3 protein-coding genes and 1 pseudogene are annotated in these 2,162 nt (G+C 65.5%); 1 reads left to right on the top strand and 3 read right to left on the bottom strand.

Features of this window, described 5'->3' with window-relative positions; genetic code table 11:
* Positions 1–27 precede the first annotated feature (27 nt).
* From ACWGKS_RS26755 to ACWGKS_RS26745, 3 genes and pseudogenes are all read right to left on the bottom strand, one after another.
* Complete coding sequence (locus ACWGKS_RS26755) at positions 28–216, bottom strand: DUF397 domain-containing protein (protein ID WP_452524493.1); 189 nt, start codon at positions 214–216, stop codon at positions 28–30.
* A gap of 3 nt (positions 217–219) precedes the next feature.
* Positions 220–375 (bottom strand): annotated as a pseudogene (locus ACWGKS_RS26750) (DUF397 domain-containing protein); the annotation flags it as partial.
* An 11-nt stretch (positions 376–386) separates the two neighbouring features.
* Positions 387–1,244 (bottom strand): DUF5753 domain-containing protein, encoded by an 858-nt coding sequence (locus ACWGKS_RS26745; protein WP_358511134.1) that lies wholly within the window; start codon positions 1,242–1,244, stop codon positions 387–389.
* Positions 1,245–1,695: 451 nt separating this feature from the next.
* Between ACWGKS_RS26745 and ACWGKS_RS26740 the strand changes: the two genes are divergently transcribed.
* Positions 1,696–2,160 (top strand): hypothetical protein, encoded by a 465-nt coding sequence (locus ACWGKS_RS26740; RefSeq protein ID WP_358511131.1) that lies wholly within the window; start codon positions 1,696–1,698, stop codon positions 2,158–2,160.
* Positions 2,161–2,162: the final 2 nt, after the last annotated feature.

The raw sequence follows: 2,162 nt of genomic DNA, 5'->3' as shown, positions 1-2,162 counted from the left end.
CAAGGTCGGGGCCTTCTGCGTTCTCCGCTAGGGGCGGGATGCTGTGCGCAACAGCGCGGCCCACTCGTTGGAAGGGAAGACCAACTGGCCGGCCTCGCGGTTCTGCGTGTCCCGAACGGCCGACGCGCCGAGGGCATCGGCGACCTCAACGCAGTCCTGGCCGCGGGCGCTGCTGTAGGAGGACTTCCTCCAGGTGGCCCGGGTGAGCTCCAGCAGTGTCGACCACTCCGCTGAGGGAAAGGTGAGATACCCGGATTCCCTGTTCTGGGTGTCCCGAATGCGAGTTCGCGCTCCCTCGGAGACCTCGACGCAAGCGGACTCGTTCGCGCTGTGGCTGGACTTGTGAAAGTTCAGGTGGGGTTCGCTGGTGGGCATCGGTGCGTCCTCTATTCGATCTGACTAAGCCGCTCCTCCAGCCACGTACGGGAGGACTCGACGCTGAGCGCCGAGGCTTGGACGTGGTCGAGGACGGTCTCGTAGGTCGTGATCTGTTCTGGTTCCTCGATGAGCAGGCCGCCTCCGCCGGCCTGCTCGACGTAGACCACCGAAGGATCCGCCTTGAAATCCAGGATGACGAAGGAGCCGTCCATCCCGGCGTGTGGCCCTGCCGCGTCCGGAAGAACTTGGATCCGCAGGGACGTACCTTGTACGGCGATGAGATGCCGGATCTGGTCGGCTGCCACAACTGGGGGCAGTTTACGAAAAGCGGTCTCGTCGATGATCGCCCACAGCTGAGGGGCATCGCCCCGGGACAGTAGATGCTGACGCATCATCCGTACCTCGACCCGACGGTCGATCTCCTCTTCGGACGTCACGCCACCGGCCCGAATCATGGCACGAGCGTAAGCCTCGGTCTGCAACAAGCCGGGCAGGTGCTGTCCCTGGTAGGTCCGGACGTGACTGGCCTCGTTCTCCAGGTCGATGTAGGTACCTGTGCCGAGGATGTCCCGGTAGCCGTACCACCATCCGGAGGTGGCGGCCTCACGGGCGAGCTTGCGGTAGGCCTCCCGCTGCTCCGGGTCGGTCACCCCGTACACGTCGAGGAGTACCTGAAGGTCGGCGTCGCGTACCCGAAGGATCTTTCGGGTTTCGATGCGGGTGATCTTCGCTTCGAACCAGCTCTTGTCGGGTGCCGTCTTCTTGGCTTCTGCCGCTGCCTGCTTGGCGGTGAGGCCTGCTTCCTCCCGAAGTTGGAGGAGCCGGCGGGCCAGTCTGCGTCGGCGAAGTGTGGGGCTGGCGGCCACCTGTGCACCTTCCTTGATTCGATGCTGACTCGGCGAGCTTACGCTTCGGAGTGAATTTTCAGACATTCCACGCACCATGCTTCCTGGTCAGATGTCAACGCTCAAAATCGTAGACTTCTTTTAAAAACGAATCTTGCGTTTCTAGTCGCATTGAGTGACCATGGTGTTTCACCAGAAGCGGCCGGCCCATCCAGCCGGCACCTGAACCAGGAGGTGTGCGCCCATGGCGCCCCGATACCTGAACCCGTCCGAACCGGCTTCCGTGCCCCGGTGCACGGAAGAGGTGCTCCGTCAGCGCCGCCCCCGCCGTGCCTCCCGGGTGCGTGCCTACGCCCACTTGTGGCCGGCCACTCGCACGCCCCACATTCCGCAGCCCCGTCCGCCCATGGACGACCTCCCCCTGCTCCTCCGGGTCCTCGATGGTCTCCACCGCATCCCGGTGGCGGCCTAGATGAGCGACCTGACGAACCCGCGCCCCACACCAAGGCCGCGGCAGGAACTCCCCGACGCTCCGGTCCCGCTGTGCACCGAGACGCACCTCAACGCATGCGGTTCCACCCGCCGCTGCTGCCTGCTCACCGGCCACGGGGGTGACCACATGGAGGCCGGCGGCGACACCTGGGAACCGCCCTCCGTCGTGTTGGCGCGCTTGTACGAACGCTGGGGGCGCACCCACCGCTTCGCTTGGACGGGCCGGTTCTGGATGGCCACCCATCACAACCCCCGCAGCCACTGGCGCAGCGAGATCGAACCCACCCCGGAACTCCTGGAAGCGAGCCTGCGCCGCCATCACGGTGCTCCCTCCGGCCCCGACCCCGAGAACGCACCCCTCACCGCCGAAGAGGAACGGGCCTGGCGACAACAAGGCGAGCGGTTCAAGCGCGAATGGGGCTTAACCGAACCCGGCAGCGGTTAGAG

The organism is Nocardiopsis sp. NPDC055879 (genome assembly GCF_053615935.1).
This window is presented reverse-complemented; position numbering and strand designations above follow the sequence as displayed.